The sequence below is a fragment of the Halobacillus sp. SY10 genome, from assembly GCF_045401165.1.
GTDB lineage: Bacteria > Bacillota > Bacilli > Bacillales > Halobacillaceae > Halobacillus > Halobacillus aidingensis.
On record NZ_CP174345.1, the window covers coordinates 2458043 to 2477021 of the forward strand.

At 44.5% G+C, this 18979-nt stretch carries 20 protein-coding genes; 1 reads left to right on the forward strand and 19 read right to left on the reverse strand.

The window, feature by feature from the left end; all coding sequences use genetic code 11:
* Window positions 1-153: 153 nt before the first annotated feature.
* From ACJA3J_RS12455 to ACJA3J_RS12540, 18 genes are all read right to left on the reverse strand, one after another.
* Entirely contained in the window at window positions 154-450 is a 297-nt protein-coding gene (locus ACJA3J_RS12455) for a hypothetical protein (protein WP_406944182.1), read from the reverse strand.
* Between the two features lie 158 nt (window positions 451-608).
* A complete protein-coding gene (locus ACJA3J_RS12460) occupies window positions 609-2786 on the reverse strand; it encodes a malate synthase G (RefSeq protein ID WP_406944183.1) in 2178 nt (725 codons plus the stop codon).
* 25 nt (window positions 2787-2811) lie between these two features.
* The gene (locus tag ACJA3J_RS12465; RefSeq protein ID WP_406944184.1) at window positions 2812-2982 is read right to left on the reverse strand and encodes a DUF1427 family protein; all 171 of its coding nucleotides are present in this window, start codon (window positions 2980-2982) and stop codon (window positions 2812-2814) included.
* A 21-nt stretch (window positions 2983-3003) separates the two neighbouring features.
* The gene (mtnA, locus tag ACJA3J_RS12470) at window positions 3004-4080 is read right to left on the reverse strand and encodes an S-methyl-5-thioribose-1-phosphate isomerase (RefSeq protein ID WP_406944185.1); all 1077 of its coding nucleotides are present in this window, start codon (window positions 4078-4080) and stop codon (window positions 3004-3006) included.
* Window positions 4081-4093: 13 nt separating this feature from the next.
* A complete protein-coding gene (locus ACJA3J_RS12475; protein ID WP_406944186.1) occupies window positions 4094-4696 on the reverse strand; it encodes a class II aldolase/adducin family protein in 603 nt (200 codons plus the stop codon).
* Window positions 4693-6138 (reverse strand): amidohydrolase family protein, encoded by a 1446-nt coding sequence (locus ACJA3J_RS12480; protein WP_406944187.1) that lies wholly within the window; start codon window positions 6136-6138, stop codon window positions 4693-4695. Before ACJA3J_RS12480 ends, ACJA3J_RS12475 begins: the two co-directional genes overlap by 4 nt.
* 1 nt (window position 6139) lies before the next feature.
* Window positions 6140-6940 carry an MTAP family purine nucleoside phosphorylase gene (locus ACJA3J_RS12485; protein ID WP_406944188.1) on the reverse strand — a complete coding sequence of 267 codons (801 nt, stop codon included), beginning with the start codon at window positions 6938-6940 and terminating at the stop codon, window positions 6140-6142.
* A complete protein-coding gene (locus tag ACJA3J_RS12490) occupies window positions 6937-7818 on the reverse strand; it encodes a nucleoside phosphorylase (RefSeq protein WP_406944189.1) in 882 nt (293 codons plus the stop codon). The genes ACJA3J_RS12485 and ACJA3J_RS12490 overlap by 4 nt, the downstream gene beginning before the upstream one ends.
* The gene (locus tag ACJA3J_RS12495; RefSeq protein WP_406944190.1) at window positions 7802-8668 is read right to left on the reverse strand and encodes an energy-coupling factor ABC transporter ATP-binding protein; all 867 of its coding nucleotides are present in this window, start codon (window positions 8666-8668) and stop codon (window positions 7802-7804) included. The genes ACJA3J_RS12490 and ACJA3J_RS12495 overlap by 17 nt, the downstream gene beginning before the upstream one ends.
* 19 nt (window positions 8669-8687) lie before the next feature.
* Window positions 8688-9536, reverse strand: coding sequence for an energy-coupling factor ABC transporter ATP-binding protein (locus ACJA3J_RS12500; protein WP_406944191.1), 849 nt, complete (start codon window positions 9534-9536; stop codon window positions 8688-8690).
* Window positions 9536-10429: an energy-coupling factor transporter transmembrane component T family protein gene (locus ACJA3J_RS12505; protein WP_406944192.1), complete on the reverse strand. Its 894-nt coding sequence runs from the start codon at window positions 10427-10429 to the stop codon at window positions 9536-9538. The genes ACJA3J_RS12500 and ACJA3J_RS12505 overlap by 1 nt, the downstream gene beginning before the upstream one ends.
* 20 nt (window positions 10430-10449) lie before the next feature.
* On the reverse strand, window positions 10450-11487 hold the full coding sequence (locus tag ACJA3J_RS12510; protein WP_406944193.1) for a LacI family DNA-binding transcriptional regulator: 1038 nt from the start codon (window positions 11485-11487) through the stop codon (window positions 10450-10452).
* 228 nt (window positions 11488-11715) lie between these two features.
* The gene (locus ACJA3J_RS12515; protein ID WP_406944194.1) at window positions 11716-12495 is read right to left on the reverse strand and encodes a fumarylacetoacetate hydrolase family protein; all 780 of its coding nucleotides are present in this window, start codon (window positions 12493-12495) and stop codon (window positions 11716-11718) included.
* Window positions 12492-13700, reverse strand: a complete 1209-nt coding sequence (locus ACJA3J_RS12520) for an NADP-dependent malic enzyme (RefSeq protein WP_406944195.1) — start codon at window positions 13698-13700, stop codon at window positions 12492-12494. The genes ACJA3J_RS12515 and ACJA3J_RS12520 overlap by 4 nt, the downstream gene beginning before the upstream one ends.
* A gap of 185 nt (window positions 13701-13885) precedes the next feature.
* Entirely contained in the window at window positions 13886-14503 is a 618-nt protein-coding gene (locus ACJA3J_RS12525; RefSeq protein WP_160911626.1) for an ECF transporter S component, read from the reverse strand.
* Between the two features lie 606 nt (window positions 14504-15109).
* The gene (locus ACJA3J_RS12530; RefSeq protein ID WP_406944196.1) at window positions 15110-16006 is read right to left on the reverse strand and encodes a DUF4097 family beta strand repeat-containing protein; all 897 of its coding nucleotides are present in this window, start codon (window positions 16004-16006) and stop codon (window positions 15110-15112) included.
* Window positions 16003-16557, reverse strand: coding sequence for an HAAS signaling domain-containing protein (locus ACJA3J_RS12535; protein ID WP_406944197.1), 555 nt, complete (start codon window positions 16555-16557; stop codon window positions 16003-16005). Before ACJA3J_RS12535 ends, ACJA3J_RS12530 begins: the two co-directional genes overlap by 4 nt.
* Before the next feature lie 2 nt (window positions 16558-16559).
* Window positions 16560-16880, reverse strand: coding sequence for a PadR family transcriptional regulator (locus ACJA3J_RS12540; RefSeq protein ID WP_089652231.1), 321 nt, complete (start codon window positions 16878-16880; stop codon window positions 16560-16562).
* Window positions 16881-17159: 279 nt separating this feature from the next.
* Between ACJA3J_RS12540 and ACJA3J_RS12545 the strand changes: the two genes are divergently transcribed.
* Window positions 17160-18197: a serine hydrolase domain-containing protein gene (locus ACJA3J_RS12545; RefSeq protein ID WP_406944198.1), complete on the forward strand. Its 1038-nt coding sequence runs from the start codon at window positions 17160-17162 to the stop codon at window positions 18195-18197.
* Between the two features lie 115 nt (window positions 18198-18312).
* Here ACJA3J_RS12545 and ACJA3J_RS12550 read toward each other — a convergent pair whose 3' ends face one another.
* Entirely contained in the window at window positions 18313-18846 is a 534-nt protein-coding gene (locus tag ACJA3J_RS12550) for a hypothetical protein (RefSeq protein WP_115895084.1), read from the reverse strand.
* Between the last annotated feature and the right edge of the window lie 133 nt (window positions 18847-18979).

Genomic DNA, 18979 nt, shown 5'->3' on the forward strand with positions numbered 1-18979 from the left:
GAAGCCGCTGTATTTTAAAGGAAGACTTGTGGAATTCAGTGAAGAGGTAGAGATTTTTGAGATAAAAATGACAACGGATATTAATCTAAATACAACAGAACAAGATAATCCCTGGCAGAGGCCAGGGGCTTTTTCAAAGGCGGATCGATGCTTTTATTCATCCATTTCCCGGTTATCGTCCTTATTGTTATTTTCTTCAAAAGGTTCCTCAAGATCAATTTCCCGGTCACCAAACTCGATCTCCTGATCCTCTCTATCGATGATCGGATAATCAACGTCAGGCCTTGTATCCTCGCCGTTATTTCTGTCCAAACGGTTTCTTTGATCGTCCTGGTCATAGCGTGTTGGTTGGTAATTCACATCTTCCGGTTCATTTGGTTCGTTGCCAGCGCAACCGTTCAAAACAGCTGCAATTAATATGCCTAATAAAATCGGTCCTTTGATTTTCATTCCTTCACCTCCTGTATTCAACCTCTAATATTTACAAAAAGCCAATATAAAATGCTTCTCTCACGGATAAATAGTTCTTTACTCTCTTTAGTGTGGTGGAATCAAGCATGTTCACTAAAAAAAGCTTAAGGCTGTAAATAGCCTTAAGCTTTTCCTTCTCATTTGATATAAACTTTTTCCTTCAGCTCTCTTCTCCGCTTATGCAAAATCGGTTCGGTATAACCGTTCGGCTGTTTGGTCCCATCAAAAATCAGGTCTCTGGCTGCCTGATAAGCAATCGATTGATCGTAATCGGGTGCCATTGGTCTATACTCTGGATCATGAGCGTTTTGTTCATCTACGACCTTCGCCATTTTTCTCAACGTTTGTCCCACTTGTTCTTCGGTGACAATCCCGTGATGCAGCCAGTTGGACATATGCTGGCTTGATATTCTTAGTGTCGCGCGGTCTTCCATCAAGCCGATGTTGTTGATATCAGGGACTTTGGAACAACCGACGCCATGGTTCACCCAGCGTACGACATAACCGAGGATTCCCTGGGCATTGTTTTCGAGTTCTTGCTGGATTTCCTGCTCACTCCAATTCTTCGATGAGGCGGCAGGCACTTGGAGAATGTCATCGATGTTGTCTGTGATATTCTCAAGGATCTTTTCCTGTATCGCTTTCACATTGATTTCATGGTAATGAAGCGCATGGAGGGAGGCTGCAGTTGGAGATGGTACCCAGGCTGTATTCGCTCCCGCTTTCAATTGACTCCCTTTTTGCTCCATCATGTTATGCATCAACTCAGGCATCGCCCACATGCCTTTTCCGATTTGAGCTTTGCCGATCAGTCCGGTTTCGATTCCTACATTGACATTGGACTGTTCATACGCCTGCAGCCAGGTGGATGTTTTCATTTCCTGTTTTCGAATCATCGCTCCCGCTTCCATGGAGGTATGGATTTCATCCCCTGTCCGGTCAAGGAAGCCGGTATTGATGAAGACGATCCGTTCTTTTACTTCATGAATGCAGTTCTTCAGATTAAGCGTCGTCCGGCGCTCTTCATCCATCACCCCGATTTTAATGGTATGGCGATCCAGGCCGAGCATATCTTCAATCTTGTTGAAGAGTGTATTTGCAAAAGCAACTTCTTTTGAACCGTGCATTTTCGGTTTGACAATGTAGATCGACCCTTCAACGGAGTTCTGGTATCTCCCATTTTGAAGCAGGTCATGTTTACCTAAGAGAGAGGTCACGACACCATCGACGATCCCTTCCGGCACTTCGTCTCCGTTTTTGTCCAAAATCGCAGGGGTTGTCATCAAGTGGCCGACATTGCGGATGAACATCAGTGAACGACCTTTGAGCACCCTTTCGCCACCTTCAGGGGTTGTGTAACGTCGGTCAGGTTGGAGGTGACGTGTCACTTCCTTGCCTCCTTTGTTGAAGGATGCTGTCAAGTCACCTTTCATGAGCCCGAGCAAATTTCTATAGACGAGCACCTTATCCTCGGCATCGACGGCTGCGACGGAATCCTCACAATCCATGATCGTCGTTGTCGCAGATTCTACCAGAACATCTTTCACCCCTGCCGGATCATCTTTTCCAATCGGGTGCTCTCGGTTCAGTTGGATCTCTAAATGGAGCCCGTGATTTTCAAGCAGGATCGCTGAAGGATCTTCAGGAACACCATGGTAACCTTTGAATTTCTCAGGCTCAACCAATGTCCTTTCTGAACCATCGCTGAGTGTTACGCTCAGTTCTCCCCCCGTAACCTTGTATGTAACCACATCTTTGTGCGAGGATGCGGTCAAAGGGGCGACCCGATCCAAAAATTCCTTGGCATAAGTGACGACTTTCTCCCCTCTTACCGGGTTGTAACGGCTTCCCTGCTCCGCTCCATCCGCATCACTGATGACATCTGTTCCATACAACGCATCATATAGACTTCCAAACCTTGCATTGGCTGCATTCAAGGCATAACGGGCATTATCTACAGGGACAACTAGTTGGGGACCCGCTTGGTGAGCGATTTCGTGATCGACATTTTCCGTCGTGACCTTGAAGTCTTCCACTTTCGGTTCAAGGTATCCGATTTTCTCGAGAAACCCTTTATATTCTGCAAATTCATAGCCTGTTGGATGGTCCTTGTACCACGTATCCAGCTGGTTTTGAATGGTTTCGCGTTCTTCCAGCAACGATCGGTTGGCGGGCGTCAATTCATCCAGCAGGTCTTCAAAATCACTCCAAAATTGTTCGTTTGCCACACCACTCTCCGGAAGAGCTTCAGAAACAATGAATTCATACAAGGCTTGGTCCACGTTCAAATTTCCGATTTGTACATATTGACTCATACGTTCGTCCTCCTTTAAGTCTTCTTTACTGTACTCTCATAAAAAGCATTTCGATGATTTTACCGCCGATATACACCCCTGCTACACCAAGCACACCAGCGAGAACAGGAGGGGCAGGTAAAGGAAGTTTGATCAATTTGAAAACGACACCAATGAAGATTCCTGCAATCAACGCGAGAATCGCTTCTTTTACCATAAGAGTTCCTCCTTCCCGTACTTACTGGGAGACTTTATCCGCTTGGGCATTCACCTTCTTCAAGTTCGTTGAAAAAGGGGCCGTGATGACACCTTTTTCGGTAATGATTCCGCTGATCAACGCATTCGGCGTGATATCAAACGAAGGATAGAGCGCGTTCGTTCCTTCAGGGGCGATTGCGATGCCTTTCATGTGGGTGACTTCGCTTGCATCACGCATTTCCACTTCAATGTCGGCCCCGCTCGGTGTTTCGAAATCAATCGTGTGACTGGAGGTCGCTGTATAAAACGGGATATCATGTTCTTTAGCGGCCAGTGCGTGCATGTACGTTCCTACCTTATTCGCTAAATCCCCGTTGGCCGACACTCGATCAGATCCTACAACAACCTTATCGATCCGCCCTGTACTCATACAGAATCCGGACATATTATCGGTGATCAATGTATGCGGAATACCGAATTTCTTCAGTTCATAGGCCGTGATCCGGGCCCCCTGCAGATAGGGACGTGTCTCACAAGTGATGACGTGAATTTTCTTCCCCTGCTCGTGGGCAGTACGGATGACAGATAAAGCCCTGCCTCCAAACCCTGCTCCACCAAGGGCCCCGGAGTGACAGTGGGTCATCACCGTATCGCCGTCTTCGATCAACTCGGCTCCATGTCGGCCGAGCTCATATTCAAAGGCCAGCTGGCGTTCCAGAATCTCCACAGCCTTCGCTTCCATTGTGCGAATGAGATCCTGCCCGGCCCCCTCGATGGAGGCCGTCATTTCATCGACCGTTTTCATCAAGTTTACAGCCGTCGGGCGTGTGCTTTTTAACAAAACACCCGCTTCCTTAACAGTTTCTGGATCACCATCTGAGACGAGGGCCGCTAAGTAAAGTCCGTAAGCACCGCAGATCCCAATCGCACCTGAACCGCGGATCTGCATGGAACGAATCGCTTCTCCCAAATCTTCAACCGTAGAACAAGTCATAATCTCTTCAGAAAAAGGAAGCTTTGTCTGGTCGATGACTTTCAACGTCCCCTCTTCCAACCAGATCGGAAGAGCGAGATTTTCTTCTTGATAACGCTGCACCAATTGTTGAATATCCGTCATGATAATCCCCCCATTAGTTTGTTACTGGAACACCTGCGCGCAATTGAGTGAGTATGAACGCCTGTTTGGCTGTTGCTTCGGCAAGATCGACGACATTGTAAGCCGCTTCAAGGGTCGGGCCGACCGAACAGACGCCATGATCTTTCATCAGCGTGATCTTGATATCCGGGTACTGTGTGAAAACGTCTGTCACATGTTGCGCAAGCTCCTTGGAACCTGACGGAGCGACGTCCGCCACTGGAACATGGCCGAGAAGTTTCCTTGCCGTCACGGTAGGAAGAGGGAGTTCTTCTCCTAAACAGGCATATCCAATCGCATAATTCGGGTGGCAGTGGACGACCGCGTTGACGTCAGGGCGGACTTTATAGACGCCGAGGTGAAAACCAATTTCTTTTGATGGCTTTCCTTCCCCTTCGATGACCTCCCCGTCCATATTGACTACGAGGGCATCTTCCCTGCTCACTTCTCCAAGGCTGACCCCGCTTCTTTTAATAAGCACATAGTCTGTCCCTGGAATTCTCACACTGATGTTGCCACCGGTCGCCTGGGTAAACCCTTTTTGATAAACCTTATGGGATACATGCTGCAGTTCTTTTTTCAATAATTCGTAACTCATCTTTCATTCCTCCCGTTATAAAAGTGATGGTAAAACTTCTCCACATGAACCCTCATCCTGTCTGCGAATTCAACAGCTGCCGAACTGTTTTCACGGAGTGTTTCTGCTCGTTCCTGCACCCGCTGGATCACTCGTTTCTCATCAAATGCTGTAATCTCCTTATTTTTCATCACCCATTCTCCCCGGATCATGACAGAATCGACGGAAGTACCATTTTCATGGAAGACCAGTTGGGTGACGGCATCATGGGTGCTCGCCCATGTCGTGCTGTTTTTGTTAAGGAATACAAGATCGGCGTCAAAACCCTCTTCGATCTTACCTTTACGATTTTCATTTCCTAATACACAGGCCCCTTGCACAGTGGCCATGTCGAAAACTTGTGAGGCGTCCGGCCATCTTCCTGGATCTCTCTCTCCCATTCTCGGCATCATGGCTGCCAGTTTCATCGTTTCAAAGAGACTGTGAGTGGTTCCACAATTGGAAGCATCGGTTCCTAATCCAACGGAAAATCCTTTTTGCAAATAATCAAAGACCGGCGCTTGTCCACTACCCAAAATCATGTTACTTGCCGGATTATGAACGATTGATACCCCACGTTCCTTGAGAAGTTCCATTTCCCAGTTATCCAGCCATATTGCATGAGCAACGGTGAGGCGGTCATCGAGAATGCCGGCATGGTCCAAATGTTGAAGGACCCCTCCCTCCCCATAATAGCGCCTTCCGAAATCTCTTTGAATCTTTGTTTCCAAGAGGTGGGTATGGATTGGAAGGTCATAGGTTCGGCTGAGATGATCACTTAATTCCAACGCTTCAGTGGTACACCTTTGCGGGGCATTCGGACCCACCGTCAGCTGGATCCTCCCCTCTTTTCCATGCCACTTCTCGATCAAGTCGCTGTAAAAGTCATTCATTTCGGCTGGCGATCGGGGTGGGACTTCCAATTTCCTTCCTAGATCATCAGGTAAATCCAATTGTAGAAACTGATGATCCGGCACATCGTGGATCATCGGTGCGAAGGATACATGCATCCCCGAATCGAGATAGGCTTCCAATGCGCTTTCTGATTTCGGAATATGCGGGAAATGGTCCAGACAGGAAGTCACCCCACTACGGATCATCTCGGCTGCTCCCAGCAAGACCGCCAAATAGATATCTTCATCTGTTAAGGAATGGCCATAGGCAACTGTATATAAGGACCATAGTTCTAAAGGCAGGTCGGTTTCTGTACCTTTGAGCAGGTTGGAATACGAGTGATAATGCGCATTCGTCATGCCAGGGATGATCAACTGCCCGCTGGCATCCACCTTTTGGGTTTCAGGGCCGCCGGAATAAGATCCAGAAGGAAAAATCTTCTCGATTTTCCCCTCTTTGATCAGGATATCCCCCGTCTTCAGTGAACCTTCCTTGTCGATCCATTCCGCCTGACTGATGACAAGGCTCATCTTATGCCTGCGTCGCTTCTAATTTCTCAAGTTTTTCTTTACGCGCCTTCAATGCTCTCGCATAAGCTTCATGCGCAATCGACGGTTTATCATCTGTGGCAAGTTCAATCGTCTTCAGGAAAAGATCTCTAATTTTATCCTGGTTATCGATGACCACATTTTTATGTGTATCAAGATCCGGCGGAACGTCCGTCGTCCCTGCCGCGAGGTCTGTAGACATCGTAACGACCGCATAAGCGATGCCGAGTTCTCTAGCTAGAATCGCTTCTGTCGCATTCGTCATGCCGACGACATCCATCCCCCACTGCTTGTAGATATTGATTTCCAATGCCGTTTCGTAACGAGGGCCGTCCACACAAATGTAATTCGCTTTTGGTGTAATCTCCATGTCAAGCTCCTTGGCTGCCTCTAAGAACGTTGCGTTCAAGTCCGGACAGTAAGGCTGCGTAATTTCCACGGAGTATTTATCGTAAGTCGTGACACGCTTTGTCGTGACGTCCATAAATTGATCCAGGAGGGCAAGCGCTCCGACCGGAATATCAGGATTCAAAGAACCGACGGCACACATCGCAAGCACATGGTCGGTACCGAGCTGTTTCAATGCCATCATGTTTGCCCGGTAATTGATTTGGTGGGCAAGGCTGTCATGAGATTTCCCGTGCCTCGGCAGGAAATAGATTTCTTTTCCTGCATACTCTCCTTCATAGACAACGACATCCCCATATTCTGTAGATACCTGCACTTCCTTCATACCATCAACTAAATTGTAAAAGCCTGTTCCTCCCACAATTCCGATTTTCATAGAACACTTCCTCCTTCAATTTTGGTTTGTTGCTTTAATAGAGACGGGTAAAAGTAAGGCTTACCTGACTCTTTTTTCAACTGATCCCAGTGGCTCAGGATTTTGATAGCTTCTGTCGCCACGGCGATCGATTGTTCCACGCCTTCCCCTTTATACTCGAATTCATCTTTCACTCTGTTGGCAACCGCTGTAAAAATAGCTCCTGCCCTCAAATTGAACAAGCTGCTCAAAGTCAGAACCGTTGCGGCTTCCATTTCGAAGTTGAGGACACCGGCCCGCTGCATATCATCCATGATCGTGTGCATCCAGCTTTGGTTATAATTGTTGTATCCTGGGCGTCCTTGGCCACAGAAGAAGGAAGCGGCCGTGTAGCCGATGCCTACATGATAAGTTACGCCTAACCGCTCAGCGGCCTCGATCGTCGCCATCACCACTTCCTGGTTCGCAATCGCCGGGAACTTCTGATCGACATACTGATCGCTTGTCCCGTCATAGCGGACAGCACCGGCACAGATGATCAAGTCACCTGGTGCGATATCCTCCTGCATCGCTCCACAAGTCCCGACACGCAGGAAGGTTTCTGCCCCTACTTCTGCGAGCTCTTCCAAAGCACTGGCCGTCGATGGACCACCCGCTCCTGTCGAGCAGGCCGAGATTCCTACACCGCCGACTTTCCCCGTGTATGTAACGTGTTCACGGTACGTGGCGATGTGTTTTTTTTCATCCCAAAGCTGAGCCATCTGTCCCACACGCTCCGGGTCCCCAGGGAGCAATACATATTTCTCCACATCGCCGGGACGGCACCGAATATGATATTGCGATTGATCTGCTGATTCTGGTCGATTTGCTTTTGCTTTCCATTTAAGATCCTGAGCCAATTTGAACAGCCTCCTCTTTTTTCTCTTCGTTCGGTTTGTTTTCTTTGATCCATGTAAGGATAGAATCGATCGTCAAGTACGTTTTGTTTGCATCTAAATTTGATAATTGATTAGCAAAGCTTGTGATTTGCGGTGGCTGAAGGCCCGCCTCTTCCATGACTCCTTTGTGGGAAAAAACGACATCCGCCTGGTCATCGGCAATCTTTTTACTCTGGTTCATGACGACGGTACGGCAATTCAATTCACCGATCAGGTGCATATCATGGGTAATCAAAACGACGATGTGGCCATGTTCTTTGAACATCCTCACTAAATCAAGGACACGTTTACAACCTTTATGGTCCTGACCTGTCGTCGGTTCATCCAGGACGATCACTTTAGGGGAAACCGCCATGATTGATGCCATCGCTACTTCTTTCCGCTGACTTGAATTCAAATCAAATGGATTGTCATCGAGGCTGTCCTCCAGTTCAAACAGCTCAATGGCTTTGTTGACTCTTTCCTCAATCTCACTTTCCGACATTTTTAAATTGGTACAGCCATATTCCAATTCTTTCCTCACTGATGGAAGAAACGTCTGGTGATTCGGATTTTGGAAGACATACCCGACTAAGCTTGAAAGTTTGGATATTTTCTCCTTCTTCGTGTTCAACCCGCCTACGGTGATTTCCCCTTTCGTAGGGGTCAACAGCCCGTTGAAGTGCTTCACGAGTGTCGTCTTTCCTGAGCCATTACTGCCAAGAATCGCGACGACCTCTCCTTCAAAGATATCGAGATTGATATCTTTGATCGCTGTCACACCGTTCGGGTAAACATGAGAGACATTTTTCACAGACATATATGGTTGCATCGTTTCTGCCCCCTCAACGTTATTTGTTTGCGCTTTCATAAGATTGAACAGCTTTTTCGAGTGTTGTCGCAAGCGCGGCATTCTTATGGAACTTCTTGTTGTACTGGGATAGGAATTCGGTCACTTGCGGGGCGTGTAAAGTCAATCCATGCAGGCGGTCAATTTCTGTAAAAACTTCTTCTGTCGTACCGAACATTTTGACTTCCCCCTCATCCAAAACTAAGACCTTATCACAATAGGCGGCGATTCTCTCTACCTCATGATCGATGATGATTCCTGTCATTCCATAGGCTTTTAGATTCTTCAACACATCGTAGACTTCATTCTTCCCTTTTGGATCAAGCATGGATGTCGGCTCGTCCATAATCATGATGGTCGGCCTCATCGCGAGCACGGCAGCAATCGCGAGCCGCTGCTGCTGTCCACCAGATAAGGCAAGCGGGCTGCGTTCTTCGAAACCTTCCAAACCGACTTGAGAGAGGGCATCTTTGATCCGCACAAGCATTTCATCCCGCGGGACGCCAAGGTTCCCCATGCCAAAGGCGATTTCTTCTTCAATCGTCATCTGGCTCAATTGATTCTCCGGTTCCTGAAAAACAAAGCCGACATGCTCAGACATCGCAGCCACATTGCTTTCGTGGACATCCATGCCTTTGACTCGGATCTCCCCTTCGATCTCTCCCTGGATGACTTGAGGCACAAGGCCATTCACACACATGGCCAATGTTGATTTTCCAGCACCTGTAGGACCGATGATGCCGAGGATTTCACCATTGTCGATGGAAAAGTTGATGTTCTTCAAGACAGGTTCTTCCGTATCCGGGTATTCAAATGTGAGATTTTTCACTTGTATCGCTTTTTCAGGCATCAATTCACACCTCCGAATTTCCCTTGGACTCGTTTGACGAGAAACTTAACGAGCATAAGCCCGCATACGACCCATGTTCCGATAAGGGAATAGGTTAATAGAGCATCGGTTGTCCATTGCAAGGATCCCATCATGAACAGCTTCAAGTAAATTTCAAAGACCAGTACTGCAAGCATCCCAAGGAGGAAAGAATAATCGAGCGATCCGATATTCGTCTCGCGGAGGCTTGTTTTGTTTCCTTTTCTACTAAAGGCTCTGCATTCAAGAACGTAAGAGAGTTGGTGCACTTTCATAAATGTAATGATGAACAATGGAGCAAACATGGGGACGAGATTCTTCACACGTTGAATGATGTTTCCTTTCACATCCAGACATCTCGCCTGCTGGGCTTCCATGACGATTTTCGCTTCACGGGCGATGATCGGGATGATCTGGAAGGTTGATAATAAGATAAACGCAAAAGAATGAGGGACTTTCCATTTCACAAGTGCTGAAGCCATGTCAGATGGGTGGGTCGTCATGACGAAGAGAACAGCACCTGTACCAATAACAAGAATTCTGAAAGACATCACAGACGCATAGACCATAGACTCATATTTAAAAGTCAAACCGCCAAAAATTTCAAATACCGGTGTGACGCCTATCGGATTATAGATTCCATGAACAGTCATGATGAGGACAGCAAAGAGCAGCAAAAATTGAATGGAAATCAAATAGGGTTTTACGAGTTTCGCTATAACCACGAGCGGGAAAAGAGCAACCAACAATAAGAGCTGGAGGGCCGGATCATTCATGATAAATGAACTGGCTACGACAAATGCTACAAAAATCATCTTCGTCCTTGGGTCCAAGCTGTGAATCAAGCTATCTTTGGGCAGGTACAAACTATTCACGCTTTTTCCTCCTTCATAAGTTAGGATGGGTATTTCTGTACGAGGTGGTTATCATTTAACACAGTTGTTGATCCCCGTTCAATCAGCGTCGGCTGAAAGGTAATCGTTTCCTTGAAATTCTTGCCTTCCGTTATGATTTTGACAACCAATTCCACGGTCTTCTCTCCCATATCGGCCGTCGGGGTGCGGATCGTCGTCAATTCAGGAGCCACAATTTCCGCGAATTGTGAGTCGTCAAAACCGATGACAGAAAGTTCATCGGGAATAGAAATGTCCAGTTCCCTTGCTGCCTTGTAAACCCCGACCGCAATGGCATCATTTCCTGCGAAGATGGCTGTAGGCCGGTCAGGAAGCGCCAACAATTCTTTCCCCTTGTGATACCCACTATGGATTTTGAATTCATCCAGCCGCACATAATGATCGGTGGGTTGAAGACCATGATCTTCCAGTGCTTTAGAATACCCTTTATACCTTTCGACTGTGGCATACGAATCTTCCTGGCCACCGATATAGCCAATCCTTTCATGCCCATATTCCAAAAGGTGCTGGGTCGCTTGATAGCCACCTTCAAAGTTATCGACGAGGACTTCATCCAATTTCACGTTTTCCACTTGGCTTCCTAATAAAATCATTGGGAGATCGGGCCGATGTTTCATCACCTCTTTGATGTTTCGATCATTCATTTCAGGTGTAGAAAAAATGATCCCGTCAATGCCTTTCCTAAGCAGGAAGTTCAGGTAGTCTGCTTCTTTTTCCAAATCATTGTCCGTGTTACATAAGATCACGTTAAAGCCATGTTGATGAGCCTGATCCTCGATGGCCCGCGTCAATTCTCCATAGAATATATTTTTAATATCCGGAATAATCAACCCGAGGGTCGAGGTTTTTTTCTTAATCATGGCCGTTGCCACCATGCTCTTCTGAAACTTCAATTCTTCTACCGCTTTATACACTTTTTCTCTTGTGTTCACACTGCAGTATCCACTGTTATTCAATACTCTCGAAACCGTGGAGATGGATACATTCGCCGCTTTAGCTACATCTTTGATCGTAGTCATTGTCACCACTTCCTATCTTTATGGAAACGTTTTTATGCGAAGAGATAAAAAAACCGATTCAACCTCTTGTGTGATCGCATGCAAACGCTTTCTGTTTGTGTCTATTATACGGGAAAGGAAGGGTTTATTTCAATAATTTTCAGAAAATAAAGATATTTATTTTTACATTTTCATCTTTGAATCCTATTTGATATGTGGAAACGTTTTTATAAAGGAATTTAAATAGACTCAGGAAACCGTTGTCGTTTGCTTCGCCTTACTTACCGCGTTCTTCAAAGAGCCGATCCCTTCGATCCGACAATCGATTTCATCGTTCTCTTTCAAAAATTCTGCTCCGGCTGGGCTTCCTGTAAGAATGACATCTCCAGGCTGGAGTGTCATCACATGGCTCAAATAGGAAATCATTCGTTCGATCGTGACGATCATTAATTTAGTAGAACTGCTCTGCTTTCTCTCCCCGTTATGATCAGCTTCTACAACGGCCTTTTTATGGTTAAATTCCGTTTCTACGACAGGGCCTAGAGGTGTAAACGTATCGAATGCTTTACCCAGCGTCCAATGACCGTTTTCATGGAAATATTGAGGTGCCGTCACATCATTTCCAATCGTATAACCAAAAATATGTTCTTGCACTTCCTCTTCTTTCAGTCCACTCGCTTCTTTTCCAATTACAACTGCCAATTCGGATTCAAACTTCACCTCATCAACGGTTCCAGGGATTTGAATCGTGTCAGAAGGACCCACGACAGAGCTGTTCGGCTTGAAGAAAAACACCGGCATATCAGGCCCTTTTTCCGGCAGATCGTCAACCTCTGCTACATAATTCGCTCCAATTCCGATCACTTGATTCGGCTCTAAGGGAGCCAGCCACTCGATTTCTTCTGTTGCATACGTTTCGCCTGTGAATCCCCAGGCTTTAAAGATATCTCCTGAAACCTCTTTTACACGTCCATCTTCCAGGACCCCTTTTTTCTTTTCCCCTTCGATCATAAAACGCAAAAATTTCATCGTTTAACCTCCACTTTATCCGTTGTTTTAGTCTTTCTGGCTACACCGCTCTGGATGGCCGCATCCGCGACAGCTTTTGACACCATATCAACGACACGGTCGTCTAATGGATCGGGGATGACATAATCTTTACTCAATCGCTCATCATCCACCAGGGAAGCTATGGCTTCCACAGCAGCAACCTTCATCTCTTCATTGATTTCTTTTGCAGAAACACTCAAGGCACCTTTGAAGATTCCTGGAAATGCTAATACATTATTGATTTGATTCGGAAAATCAGATCTCCCTGTCCCCATCACCGCGGCCCCAGCCTTTTCGGCTTCCTCCGGCATGATTTCCGGTACAGGGTTCGCCATCGCAAAAATGATAGGATCACGATTCATCGAAGCGACCATTTCCCTGGTGAGAGCTCCGGCAACAGAAACGCCGATAAAGACATCCGCCTCTTTCAAAACCTCTGATAACTCTCCTGACATTCTTGTTTCATTGGTGATGGCAGCGACCTCTTCTTTCAAAGGATTCATCCGATAATGACGCCCTTCATAGATCGCACCTTTCGAGTCACAAAGGATGATCTCCCCAACGCCCATATTCACGAGCAGTTTGACAACAGCAATCCCTGCTGCTCCGGCTCCATTGATGACGACCTTCACATGCTCAAATTTCTTTTGAACGACTTTCAAAGCATTGATCAAACCGGCTGCAGTCACAATGGCCGTCCCATGCTGGTCATCGTGAAAAACAGGGATATCAAGGGTCTCTTTCAGCTTTTCTTCAATATAAAAGCAGTTCGGGGCGGATATATCTTCGAGGTTGATTCCTCCAAAAGTCGTTTCTAACGCCTTTACAGCATCAATGAATGCATCAGGATCTTTACGGTCGATACAAATCGGAAAGGCATCGACATCAGCAAATAGTTTAAATAGTGCCGCTTTGCCTTCCATCACAGGGTAGGAAGCACCAGCCCCTATATCCCCAAGCCCTAAAACCGCTGTTCCATTTGTGACGACACCAACTAGATTTCCTCTCATCGTATAATCGTAGATGGCTTCTTCATTCTCATGAATTTCCTTACAAGGTTCTGCGACACCAGGAGAATAAACTAAGCTCAAGTCTTCCTTGCTTTCCACTGGTACTTTTACTTCCACACTCAGTTTCCCGCGATATTTTTGATGGAGCTCCAAAGCATCTCTGCGCAAATCCAACGGCACCCCTCCTCATATAGTTGGAAAAGGACCCAATAGGCTACAACAGGTATTCAATCCTTTTCCACACATTCAACCAAGTCATAACTTTTGATTTCTAATCTCTTTTTCTATATCCTTACAAGTAAGTACATGGAGCATCATACAACGCGATTTCCCAAATTTTGTTGTATTGATGTTCTTTTTTATGCCGTTTTCTTCTTGCTTGTACTATTCTTCGGGGCAATTCCGATTTTCTCCCGGATGTCTTTGGCATTCGGAAGGAAGCGGACCGGGAAGATTTTAAGAATCATCCACACAATGTAGAACGTCAGCAATTTGTCAGCGACCGTACCTGGAATGTTAGCAACAAAAGCGGCATTGAAAATTTCCTGTCCAGACGCGATTAACCCTGCGGTCAACACATCCACGGTATGTCCTGAAAATCCACCGAAAGCATATACCGAAATGACGGTGGCGACTGCTGATGCTAAGATTCCCGTCACAGCACCTGCGGTCATGACTTTCCAAGCTTTCTTAAACCATCCTTTTTTATAGAAGAAGTAGGCCAGAAAAGCGACAAATATTCCGACAAGAGCAAAAGGTAAGTACGTCCATCGAACAATAAGAGCCAAAATCACGTTGGTCATCAAAGCGGTCGCCGCACCCCAAAGCGGACCTAAAACGATGGCATTAAGTACGGTTCCGATATTATTCAGAAACAATGGCAGCTTGAGCATCTCTACAATCGAGTTCGCTACCCAGTTTAATGCAATACCGGCTGGAATCATCGCAACAATGAAACTGGAATTCTTTTTCATCATGATTCGTTATGTCCCTCCTCTATTATAAAAGCGAATAAACAAACCTCCTTTTTTTAGATCCACCCCCTTAAACGATTTTTGCAAAACTCCTAAACATAAAAACGTTTCCACAAACAGGTAGCTGTTTGCTTTTCAAGTAATGTGGAAACGCTTTCTTAGACTGAATTATACATAGAGTTGTTTGTAATTTCAACAATATTTTGAAAATAATAATAATTTCAAAATATTACCTGCTGACGTTCGACAAATGTTGGCAAAATCCCTTAATTTCACGATAGAAATTGGACGATCCATTAAAAAAAATGATGAAAAACTCTGAGTGGGAGCTTTAACCATCATTCTTTATTTAGTGTGGAAACCTTTTCCTATTTGCTTTTGATCATTGCTAATGATCATTGCTAAAAAAGGTTCTGTTCCACATCGGAACAGAACCTTAGATTGTATAGAAACCTCTGGGTTTTCTGAAAGCTGTGAGCTCATCCTTTAAAGGATGAGCTCACTTTAGTCAAGAACGAAGAATACAACTACTTTAACTTCAACCACTTTTATAACAAGTACTATGCTGGAGTATAGATGAGAAAGAATGTATTCTAATGACAATTCCCTTTATTCCTTTTTCAAATTAAAATCTCCCGATTGGGTACGGACTTTTAATTGGTTAGCAGCATTCTCTTCACCAGTCATTCCAATAACTTTGTGATCTGATTTATCCTTATAAACCATACTATCCCACTCTATAACCGGTTCACCCGAATTACTCCCAAAGTCTACGGCTAATGACCCAGCAGGTGATTGATAAAGAAAAGATACATCCCCGCTGTTTGTTTGTACTTTTGTCCCTTGGATAGGATGGCGGCGCTCCACTTCCAAATCTCCAGATGTCGTTTGATAATTTATCCTTTCCCCTTGTGTCCGTTCATCCGAAATTGAACCACTTGTTGTATGATAACTTCCATTAGGAATAGTATTCGAATTTACTTTCACATCCCCGCTGGTTGTTTTCAAAGCGAAGTCTTTCCCGAACATGCTCTCCTTTATATCGATCGATCCCGATGTAGAAGTTAGATTGGCTTCTTGCACTTGCACGTTCGAGATCATCATATCACCTGAAGTCGTCTCCATAGTGAGGCGATTGAACATTTTCTCAGGAACTTCCATTTTAAGCGTTGCATCCTTCGCTCTAAAAAAAGAAAATAAATGGAACCCTTTTTGTTCGGTCTGCTGAATTTCCAGTCCACCATTTTCTAATTTCACTTGGTAAAAAGGCTCCTCTTCCTTCCTTGTTTCTCCTTTGGCAAAGACATGAATTTCATCTTCTTTACTAGGATACAATTCAACATCCATCGAGGACAATTGGATATCTATGTGCTGAACATTTTTTACAGGGTATGCTTCCATGGCACGTACCTCCTCTTTGAAACGATCCATTGTCAAAAGGGAAACACCCAGGCCAACGAGACCTACAATAAACACACTAACTACGCCAATTAAAAATTTCTTCAATGTGATTCCCCCATAATCATTTTTTTATTAAACCTTAAGTAAATGAGGCTAAGTAGATATAATTTTTTCCCGGCAAACCACAATCCCATAGTCAACATCACTCCGAGACTTCCTAAGACGATAGAGAGAAAAAATTCAGCAGGTATGAAAACTGCATTTTCCATAAGAAGCGAGAAACCAAACACAAATGGAGATAAGGAAAGGACAATGGATCCCATAAGAAATCCTACATATAGAGTAAATACCGCAACCGCCGGGCCTAATACTAAAATAATGTTGAAAAAGCTGATACTTAATGACGCTGCCAAGGCTCGTAGAAACTGTGTAACCGAACGATCTTTCTCGGCGCTGTCCCAAATCGTTTCCGCTTTAATCTCCTGGGCGATTTTTTCAGGTTTTCCAAGATGTGAGATCACTTCTTCTTCGCCTCTTCCTTCCCCAACGGCCGAATCAATATACTCTTTATAGTCGAGGATGATCTCCTCCCCTTCCTCTTCTGGCAAATTTGATAATGCGTGCTTGAGTCTTTGTAAAAACAGTTCCTGTCTCATAACTACTCCCTCCCCACATTCTTTAATAGATGCTCAACAGAACTTGTGAAATCTTTCCACTCTTCCACCAGTTGATCCATCCTTTCTTTTCCATGATTCGTTATATAGTAGTATTTTCTTGCAGCACCTTCTGTGGAAGGCGCTAAGTAAGTCTCCAAAAAACCTTCCTTGTTCAATCGTCTCAACAAAGGGTACAAAGTTCCTTCAGCAATATTGATAGAACCCATGATGTCTTGAGCGAGTTCATATCCATATCGATCTTTCTCTGAGATCAGAGCCAACACGCATAACTCGAGTGCTCCTTTTTTAAATTGCGTATTCATCGTCATTTCCTCCTACAAAAATGGAAGCATGTTCCTCCATTCCTCATCCATAATATACCATTCAGTACTGAACAATACAAGGTACTGAAATAAATATTAGTCAGAAACTTTCTGATTTCTCAATAAATAATAATCATAATAATAGAGGAAATATCGTGTGGACGCATAAACTTCCTGTTTTGAACCATCTGAAGGATGTCCTTCATTCAGTTTCTAGACGGATGGATTCTTGAAGGAATTCCCTTATAATGAAAGGATCAACTATAGGGAAGTGATACGATGCAGGATCTCCAGGACATTCTTGACGAAGCCGTGCACTTGAAAAACGTTCCCGGAATTAGTATGAGTCTGCGTTCAGATACAGATCACATACTTTTACAGAGCGGGTACACATCCGCTCGCACCAAAAGACCGGTTTCTTCTAACGATCGTTTTCAAGTCGGCAGCCTGACGAAAATGTTTGTCGCGGCGGCTATATTGAAATTAAAGGACGAAGGCAGCGTAGACCTTGATCAAAAAGTATTGGATTTTGTCCATCTCCCAAATCTACACCCGGCCTTAACGATCCGTCACCTTCTTACACATAGAAGTGGATTAAAAGATTACATATCCATGGAGCATGAAGGCAAAGCACTGGTTTCATATGGGTTACAAGACTACTATCTGCCTCCGACCCTTTTAATTAAGACGGCAGCAGATGGATCTCCAAATCAAGAGCCCGGAGCTCCATTTAACTATTCCAATACGAACTTCATTATCCTCGGTATGATCATTGAAGAGATCACCGGTCAATCGGTATCCGATTTCTTGGATGCGTTATTTATTCACCCTCTAGAACTAGAGAATACCAGTCTTCCAAAGCAGGCCAGGCGATTATCTACTCATGGACATTCCAGTTTAACGGATGATTTAACAGAGGAAACAAGTGAAAGAAAAGAACTTTCCTTTTACAACCCTTCTATCCCCTGGACAGCTGGAGCAATGGTGTCGACCCCTGATGAGATTAATAAATGGCTTTATTCGCTCATGAACGGAGAATTACTTGAAGACGAGTCACTGAAGGAAATGATGAGTTTTTCATATACTGGCGATGAGACAGAAAAATATGGATTAGGACTAGCTCAATTTCAATTTTATGATGGAACAAATGCAGTCGGTCACCATGGAGGAATCCAAGGATACGAATCGCTCGCCCTTTATTTCCCAAACGAGCATGCATGCCTAACCATCTTAATCAATCAAATGCCAAGCGGTGTTGGAATAATGGCAAAAAACATCTATAAAACTTTATTCTCAAAAAAAGAAGCACAGAGTTGATCACTCTGTGCTTTTTCTCGTACATATGTTAGAAATTTATTTATAATGAAAGTGCCTGCCCCCTACGCTAAAGCGTTAACGTGGTGGGGGTCAGGCACTTTTTTTCTTACGATCCTTAAATACTCGAGTCTGAGATGTTAAGAGTGTTATTGGACTCTTTCTTTATATCTTTCAACCAATGTTCTTCAATCTCAAAGTTCACTCTTCCGTCACGGTATTTAGCCAACGGGTCTTCACTTTGGGTTATTGCTATGTTCTCATGATCTACTTTAGGCCAAACTTTTTCCCTTCTATTCATGGTTTCTCCGTTCACTTGTATTTCTAATGACACATCGTATATGAAGGTGTGACCGTCGTGTTGTTGTATTTCAACAATTTCATAGCTTTTTACCTTATAATCCACTTTCTTCAAATAATTCAATTTCTTCTTGAAGAATTCCTTTGCTTCTTTTTCAGTGAAGTTTGTTTCTACAGTGTTTCTACTTCCTAAATCATAAATCCTCGAAACCTCAAAAGCCTTTTCATAATTTTGATGTATTACTGCATTGTAATAGTCCTCCACCAGTCCTTTTGTGAGGTGTTCATTAGGATTACATCCAGATATAAATGGAATTATGAAAAATGAAATCACGATTATAGGTTTCTTCATTAAAATCCCCCATCTGTACAAATAAAACAAAATTTGCAATGACTATACCAATAGAAATCCCATATCATATTCCATCCTTATCAACATGTTCTTCATGAAATGTTCCCGTTTCTTGAAGACTAGAAATAAAGAT